The sequence below is a fragment of the Actinophytocola sp. genome, assembly GCF_035712165.1.
Taxonomy (GTDB): Bacteria; Actinomycetota; Actinomycetes; order Mycobacteriales; family Pseudonocardiaceae; genus DASYTH01.
The window spans coordinates 1-7762 of sequence record NZ_DASTBH010000182.1; the positions used below are offsets into that span (position 1 = coordinate 1).

Here is a 7762-nt window from a genome sequence, read left to right on the forward strand (position 1 = left end):
TCTGGGTCCGGCTCTACGGGCAGATCGCGCTGGAGGTGTTCGGCCGGTTCCCGTTCGCGGTGGCCAAACCGGAGCCGCTGTTCGAGGCGCTACTGGCCGACATCCTGCTGCAGGTCGGGCTCAACTGACCGACTCGGCCACCTCGATCGCCTCGGCCACGCTGAAGTCACCCTCCAGGCGCAGGGTCACGCCATCGGAGTTGCGCCAGATCAGGGTTTTCGCCGACAGCCGGGCCGACTCCTGGCGGTGCCGGCCGCCGGGGTCCACGTAGACCAACTCGTGCGGCCGGTCCACCCAGATCGCCGGCCCGCCGTCGACCTGGGTCCACTCCACGCCGTCGGAGCCGACCATCTTCTTGTAGAAGGCGAAGTCCAGTTCGCCGTCGAACTCGTCGAGCCGCACCGAGCCGCCCCGGTAGCTCAGCGACACGATCCGCGGCGGGGTGCCGTCGGCCAGCAGCACCGTCTCCGGTTCGCCGAGCTTCGCCGGCACGGCGATCTCGAACTGGGCCTGCTGCCGGGCGGTGGCCAGGTCGACGACGCGCTCGCCGGGCAGCGGGACGGCGGTCGGCAGCGGACGCCCCGCGGGCGCGGCGTCGGTGCTGAGCTCGATTCCGGCGAACCGCAACAGGTTCAGCACCGCGGCCCGGACCGGCGGGGACACGGTGACCAGCACCGCGAGGGTCAGCAGCACCAGGACGACGGCCGCGGCGACCCGGGCCGGCACGCCCCAGGCACGCCGCCGCGGCTCGGCGAGCCGGTCGAGCACGGCTCCGGTCAGCTCCGGCGGATCCGGGATGTCCAGGTGGGCGCCGAGGTCGCGCAGCGCGACCTCGAGGTCGAGGTCAGCCATGGGCCGCCTCCTCGCCGAGACCCCCGGACATGGCCGGGCGCAGTTTCGCCAGCGCCCTGGACAGCCGGGACTTGACCGTGCCCCTGGGCCAGCCGAGCACCTGCGCGGTCTCGGCCTCGGACAGGTCCAGGAAGAACCGGCAGGTGATCACGTGCGCGTCCTTCTCCGGCAGCGCCCGGACCGCATTGAGCAGCGCGGTCCGGGACGCCCCGGAGATGGCCTCCTGCTCCGGGTCCGGGTGGCCGGCCTCCCCCGCGAAGCCGGCCACCCGCAGCTCGAGGGCGGCCCGCCGGCGCGCCGACCGGTGCAGGTTGCTGGTCTCGTTGGCCACGATCCGCAGCAACCACGGCCGGAACGCGCCGTCCGGCCGAAATCCCCGCAGTGCCCGAAACCCCTTCACGAAGGCCTCCTGCACCACGTCCTCGGCACTGGCCCCGGCGCCGAGCAGGTAGGCGGTCCGGTGCGCGAGCGTGCGGTACCGCGCGACCAGCACGCCGTACGCGTCCAGGTCGCCGTCCCGCGCCCGGCTCACCGCCTCGTCGTCGTCCGTGACCCGCTCTCCTCACCCACGTTCCACCCTCCCTACACCGCCGGGCGCGGAAGGGTTCCGCGGGTTACCGAACGACCCCGCTACAGGACCACATTGACCAGGCGGCCGGGGACGACGATGACGCGGCGCGGCTGGCTGCCGTTGATCAGTGCGGCGATCTTCTCCTCGGCCAGCGCGGCGGCGGTGACCTCGTCGGTGCTGGCCGTGGCGGGAACCACCACCCGGGACCGGACCTTGCCGTTGACCTGGATCGGGTACTCCACGGTGTCCTCGACCAGGTACCGCTCGTCGGCCACCGGGAACGGCCCGTGCACCAGCGACTCGGTGTGTCCCAGCAGCGACCACATCTCCTCGGCGATGTGCGGGCACAGCGGCGCCAGCATCAGCACCATGGGCTCGACCACCGCGCGCGACGGGGCGCTGTCGGCGAACTGCTTGGTGACGTGGTTGTTCAGCTCGATCAGCTTGGCGCCCGCGGTGTTGTACCGCATCGCCGCGAAGTCCTCGCGCACCCCGGCGATGGTCTTGTGCAGCGCCCGCAGGGTGTCCTCGCCCAACTCGGTGTCCACCACCCGCAGTGCGCCGGTGTCCTCGTCGACCACGTTGCGCCACAGCCGCTGCAGGAACCGGTGCGCGCCGACGACGTCCTTGGTGGCCCAGGGCCGGGACACATCCAGCGGCCCCATGGACATCTCGTACAGCCGGAAGGTGTCGGCGCCGTACCGCTCGCACATCTCGTCCGGGGTGACGACGTTCTTCAGGCTCTTGCCCATCTTGCCGTACTCCTGGCGGACCTCCTGGCCGTTCCAGAAGAACTTTCCGTCCACTTCGGACACTTCCTCGGCGGGCACGTAGACACCGCGCGCGTCGGTGTAGGCGTAGCCCTGGATGTAGCCCTGGTTGAACAGCCGGCGGTACGGCTCGTCGGCGCTCAGGTGACCCAGGTCGAACAGCACCTTCTGCCAGAACCGCGAGTACAGCAGGTGCAGCACGGCATGTTCGACACCGCCGATGTACAGGTCGACGCCGCCCGGATCGTTCTGCCCGTGCAGGTCCGGCCGCGGTCCCAGCCAGTACTGCTCGTTGTCCGGCTCGACCATCCGCTCGTGGTCGCCGGGGTCCACGTAGCGCACGTGGTACCAGCACGACCCGGCCCAGTTGGGCATCGTGTTGGTGTCCCGCCGGTAGGTGCGCGGCCCGTCGCCCAGGTCCAGCTCGACACTGACCCACTCGGTCGCCTTGGACAGCGGCGGCGACGGCTCGGTGTCGGCGTCCTCCGGCCCGTAGGTGACCGGGGCGTAGTCGTCCACCTCGGGCAGCTCGACCGGCAGCAGTTGCTCGGGCAGCGCGATCGGCTGGTTGTGCTCGTCGTAGACGATCGGGAACGGCTCGCCCCAGTAGCGTTGCCGGGAGAACAGCCAGTCCCGCAGCTTGTACTGGATCATGCCCTGGCCGTGCCGGTGCTCCTCCAGCCAGGCGATGATCGTCTTCTTGGCGTCGTCGATGTCCAGCCCGTCCAGGAAACCGGAGTTGATCGCCGGACCGGCGCCGGTGTAGGCCTCGCCGGCGAAGTCCTCGCTCGGTCGCACGGTCCGCACGATGGGCAGGCCGAACTTCTCCGCGAAGTCCCAGTCCCGCTGGTCCTGGCCGGGCACCGCCATGATCGCGCCGGTGCCGTAGCCCATCAGCACGTAGTCGGCGACGAACACCGGGATCTCGGCCCCGTTCGCCGGGTTCGTGGCGTAGCTGCCGACGAACACCCCGGTCTTGTCCTTGTTCTCCTGCCGGTCCAGCTCGGACTTCATCGACGCCGCGCGCCGGTAGGCGGCCACGGCCTCGGCCGGGGTGGCCGCCCCGCCGGTCCACCGGCTGTCCACATCGGACGGCCAGGTGTCGGCGACGATCAGGTCCACCAGCGGGTGCTCCGGCGCCAGCACCATGTAGGTCGCGCCGAACAGGGTGTCGGGCCGGGTGGTGAACACCTCGATGATGGCCACGGCGGTGGCCGAGGCCGGGGTGCCAGCCGGAATGGTCGACGTGGCGCTCCGCATGGGCGCGTCCCCCACGGGGAAGCGGATCCGGGCGCCGTGTGAGCGGCCGATCCAGTTGCGCTGCATGGCCTTGATCTTGTCCGGCCAGTCCAGCCGGTCCAGGTCGTCGATCAGCCGGTCGGCGTAGGCGGTGATCCGCATCATCCACTGCCGCAGGTTCTTGCGGAACACCGGGAAGTTGCCGCGCTCGCTGCGGCCCTCGGCGGTGACCTCCTCGTTGGACACCACGGTGCCCAGGCCGGGCACCCAGTTCACCGGCGCGTTGGACAGATAGGCCAGCCGGTGCTCGTTGATCACCTCGCGACGCTGCGCCCCGGTCAGCTCCGCCCACGCCCGGCCGTCCGGAGTGGACCGCTCGCCCCGCTCGTACTCGCCCTCCAGTTCGCCGATCGGCCGGGCCCGGCCGACCCGCTCGTCGTACCAGGAGTTGAAGATCTGCAGGAAGATCCACTGGGTCCAGCGGTAGTACTCGGGATCGGTGGTGGCGAACCGGCGCCGCTCGTCGTGACCCAGCCCCAGCCGGCGGATCTGGCGCAGGTAGGTCTGCATGTTGTCTTCGGTGGTCTTGCGCGGGTGCTGGCCGGTCTGCACCGCGAACTGCTCGGCGGGCAGGCCGAACGCGTCGAAACCCATGGTGTGCATGACGTTGCGCCCGTTCATCCGGTGGTACCGGGCGAACACGTCGGTGCCGATGAACCCCAGCGGGTGCCCGACGTGCAGCCCGGAGCCGGACGGGTAGGGGAACATGTCCTGGACGAACAGCTTGTCCGACGGCACGGGCCCGGCCAGCGGACCGGTCGGGTTGGGAGCGTTGAAGCTGCCGTGCTCCTCCCAGTACGTCTGCCAGCGGCGCTCGATCGCGCCGGCCAGCGCGGCGGTGTACCGGTGGGCCGGTACCGCCTCGGCAGCGTCACTCATGGCCGTGTCCTCCTGTTGCCGCTCCTGAACAGAACAAAACCCCTCCGCTCGGATGAGCATGAGGGGTTGCCGCGCCGACCACCGTCTTCGGGTCAGCGCGGCTCGATAAGGAGCAGGCGTGCCGTGCTCATGTACCTCAGGATAGCCCCCGACCACAACCCGCATACCATCGCCCGGTGTCCGTGCTGTTGCTTCTGCCCGTCCTGACCGGCCTGCTCGTGGCCGTCGTCGGCCTGCGGGCCACCCGTCAGCGGTTGCCTCGCAACCGCTTCGCCGGCGTGCGCACCGCCGCGTCGATGCGCAGCGACGAGGCGTTCCGGCTGGCCAACCGGGTGGCCGGACCGCCGACCATGGTGGCCGGCCTGGTCGGGGTGGTCGCCGGAACCGCCGCGCTGCTGCTGCCGGGCACCGCCGCGCCGCTGGCCTGTGCCCTGCTGGGACTCGCCGGCATGGTCGCCATCGCGACCGGAGCCGGGGTGCTCGGTCACCGGGCGGCGCTGGCCCTGCCCGAGCCCGAACGGGACCTCCCGGCCGGCTGCGCCGGCTGCGCCTGCGGCAACTGCGGGGTCAGGGGCGTACGCAGCTGATCCGGATCGGACCCGCGGCGATGGACTGCTTGCCCGGCTGCAGGTCCTCGCCGTCGCCGCCGATCTGCACCAGCAGCACCCCGGTGTCGACCGGGACGGTGCCGCCGGGCACCCAGGTGCCCTGGTTGGACGCCTGGTCCACGGCGAACCGCCCGATGGCCACGTCGAAGTTGTCGAACCGATCCGCCATCTCGTACCAGACCACGGCGTTGGCCCGCCCCGAGTTCGGCACGAACACCTCCACCTGGCAGAGCTGGGCGGTGGGCTCGGCGAGGGTGAACAGCCACTGGAAGTAGTTCTCCGGGTTGTCCGCCGCCGGGTCGTAGCGCAGTTCGGTGTAGAGGAACCGGTCGTCGCACTGGTCGCCGGTCCAACTGCCGCCCCGGTTCTCCCGCCAGCCGGCCGCACCCGGGGCGCCGGCGACGTTGGTGCGCCGGGTCTCGTCCATCGGGCAGGCCGGGCCGGCGATGTCCCGGTACACCGGCGCCACGTCCGCGCGCTGGGCGGCCGTCCCGGACGTCGAGGCGGCCGGGGTCGCGGCGAGCACCTGGGGCGGCCGCGGCCGGGCCGCCGCGACGAGCAGCACCGCGGCGACCACCACCGGAACCACGGTCGCCCCGGTGAGCACCAGCGCCAGCCGGGTCCGCCTGCGTCGTCGGGAAACGAAGGCGGGCCCGGCCGGCGGTCCGGGGAGGGCCGTCCCGGACAGGGCGGCCCAGCGGTCGGCCCAGGCGCCGACGTCCCCGCCGCAGGCGGTGACGAAGGCCAGGGTGACCGTGAGCGAGGGAACCTGATCACCGGTCAGCATGGCCGCGAGGTCCGACACCGGATAGCCGGTCTCCCCGGCGAGCGCCCGGAGGCTCGGGTTGCCGGCCCGGCGTCGTACACCGCGCAGCCCGCTGGCGAACTGGCCGAGTGCTCCAGCCGGCACCGGCCGCTGATGTCTGGCCACCGAAGTCCCCAATCACTCGCGGGGGATTCGGAGCGCGGCCGGGCCCGGATCGGTCAGTTCGTCCGCACGTCGCCGGGGTGGGTGGCGAGCAGCGCCAGCGGCATGCCCTGCCGGCGCAGCACCCGGCCCCAGAGGTCGTCCTCCGGCGCGGCGAGCACGTCGCTGGGCAGCGCCGGAACCACGATCCAGTCGCCCCGGTCGATCTCGCCGGCCAACTGGCCGACGTCCCAGCCCGCGTAGCCGGCGAACACCCGCAGCCCACGCACCTTGGGCACCAGCACGAGCGGATCGGTGTCCAGGTCCACCAGCGCCACCGGACCGCGCACGCCGATCAGCCCGGACACCCCGTTCATGTCCTCGCCGGTGCGCAGGGCGGCCAGGCACAGCGCGGTCTTCTGTTCCACCGGCCCGCCGACGAACACCGCGCCGGGCCGGCTCACGTGCGGCCCCCAGTTCGGCAGCACGTCGTCGACCGGCACGTCACTCGGCCGGTTGAGCACCACACCCAGCGTTCCCTCGCCCCGGTGGTCTATGACGAACACCACGGTCCGACGGAAGTTGGAATCCAGCAGGCTCGGCGCCGCGACCAGCAGCGAGCCCGGCTCCACGTCCGCGTCGGGGTCCACCGTCAAATGATCCCATCCGGTCGGCCCCCGGGAACAACCCGAGGGGCAGGCTCGTTGACAATCCGGCTGGCACCATCGAGTCCCCCGGGCCCAACTAGGAACCGCCGTCGCGGAATACCGTCCGGCTGGAGCCGCGTCGCGCAACTTCGCCGAGAGGCGACCGGGTGCCAGTTGCCGGGCGACCCCGTTCGCGGGGTCGCCCGGGCCTTTCGGGTCATCCCGGCCACACAGCCCGCGACGTAGGCTGACATATCGTGAGCACATCGGCGGACGCGCCACTTTCTCCGGTGGCGGTCTCCACGCCGAGCCGTGATGATCATCAGCACGACCGGATCGGGCCGCGCCGGCTGCTCGCCATTCCCGACTTCCGCCGGCTGCTCTACAGCCGGTTCGCCGCGCAGTGGGGGGACGGCCTGTTCCAGGCCGGGCTGGCCGGCGCGGTGGTGTTCAACCCCGAGCGCGGCGCCTCACCGCTGGCCATCGCCGCCGGCTTCACCGTGCTGCTGCTGCCGTACTCGCTCCTGGGACCGTTCGCCGGCGCGCTGCTGGACCGCTGGGACCGGCGGCGGGTGCTGGTCGGGGCGAACCTGCTGCGCGGTGCGCTGATCCTGATCTGCGCGGGGGGCGTGGCCGCCGGGGCGAGCGGCGGGCTGTTGCTGATCCTCGCCCTGCTCGCGGTCGGCGTCAGCCGGTTCGTGCTGTCCGGGTTGTCGGCTTCCCTGCCGCACGTGGTGCCGGTGCGCAACCTGGTCGAGGCCAACGCCATGGCGACCACGCTGGGCGCGCTGATCGCCGTGTTCGGCGGGATCTGCGCGGTCGGCCTGCGGGCGCTGTTGGGCGCGGGGGACCTGGGGTCCGCGCTGACCACCGGCGTGGCCGTGGTCGGCTCGGTGTTCGCCGCCGCCTTCGCGGTGCGGTTCGCCCGCGGCGAGCTCGGCCCGGACGAGGTGGACGAGCCGGCGGTGGCCCTGCTCGCGGTGGCCCGTGGCCTGTTCGACGGCGGCCGGGCCGCGTTTCGCGCCCCGACCGTGGCCGCCGGCTTCATCGCCCTGTTCGCCCACCGGGCCGCGGTGGGCATCTCGTTGCTGATCACCGTGCTGCTGATGCGGTACAGCTTCACCGACCTGGGACCGCTGAAGGCCGGCCTGCCCGGGTTGGCCGAGATCTTCGCCGCCGGCGGGCTCGGCATCCTGGTGGCCGGGCTGACCACGGCCCGGGTGGTGGAG

At 72.2% G+C, this 7762-nt stretch carries 7 protein-coding genes; 2 read left to right on the forward strand and 5 right to left on the reverse strand.

The genetic code is table 11. The annotated features are described in order from the left end of the window. Positions 1 to 120 precede the first annotated feature (120 nt). From VFO68_RS10080 to leuS, 3 genes are all read right to left on the reverse strand, one after another. Entirely contained in the window at positions 121 to 852 is a 732-nt protein-coding gene (locus VFO68_RS10080; protein ID WP_325157939.1) for a hypothetical protein, read from the reverse strand. Further along, positions 845 to 1384, reverse strand: a complete 540-nt coding sequence (locus tag VFO68_RS10085; RefSeq protein ID WP_325157940.1) for a sigma-70 family RNA polymerase sigma factor — start codon at positions 1382 to 1384, stop codon at positions 845 to 847. Before VFO68_RS10085 ends, VFO68_RS10080 begins: the two co-directional genes overlap by 8 nt. Before the next feature lie 98 nt (positions 1385 to 1482). Then, positions 1483 to 4371 (reverse strand): leucine--tRNA ligase, encoded by a 2889-nt coding sequence (gene leuS, locus VFO68_RS10090; protein ID WP_325157941.1) that lies wholly within the window; start codon positions 4369 to 4371, stop codon positions 1483 to 1485. A gap of 176 nt (positions 4372 to 4547) precedes the next feature. Here leuS and VFO68_RS10095 point away from each other — a divergent pair, with 176 nt between their 5' ends. Further along, complete coding sequence (locus VFO68_RS10095; RefSeq protein ID WP_325157942.1) at positions 4548 to 4958, forward strand: SdpI family protein; 411 nt, start codon at positions 4548 to 4550, stop codon at positions 4956 to 4958. Here the strand turns inward: VFO68_RS10095 and VFO68_RS10100 are convergent. Both VFO68_RS10100 and VFO68_RS10105 read right to left on the reverse strand, forming a co-directional pair. Further along, a complete protein-coding gene (locus VFO68_RS10100; protein WP_325157943.1) occupies positions 4939 to 5910 on the reverse strand; it encodes a hypothetical protein in 972 nt (323 codons plus the stop codon). The genes VFO68_RS10095 and VFO68_RS10100 overlap by 20 nt on opposite strands. 53 nt (positions 5911 to 5963) lie before the next feature. After that, positions 5964 to 6536, reverse strand: coding sequence for a YqgE/AlgH family protein (locus tag VFO68_RS10105; protein WP_325157944.1), 573 nt, complete (start codon positions 6534 to 6536; stop codon positions 5964 to 5966). Positions 6537 to 6868: 332 nt separating this feature from the next. Here VFO68_RS10105 and VFO68_RS10110 point away from each other — a divergent pair. Continuing rightward, positions 6869 to 7762: MFS transporter (locus tag VFO68_RS10110; protein ID WP_325157945.1), on the forward strand; the 894-nt coding region annotated here is incomplete at its 3' end.

Coding starts and splice junctions, on each gene's coding strand:
- VFO68_RS10080 (WP_325157939.1), bottom strand. CDS start 852: ATGGCTGACCTCGACCTCGAGGTCGCGCTGCGCGACCTCGGCGCCCAC.
- leuS (WP_325157941.1), bottom strand. CDS start 4,371: ATGAGTGACGCTGCCGAGGCGGTACCGGCCCACCGGTACACCGCCGCG.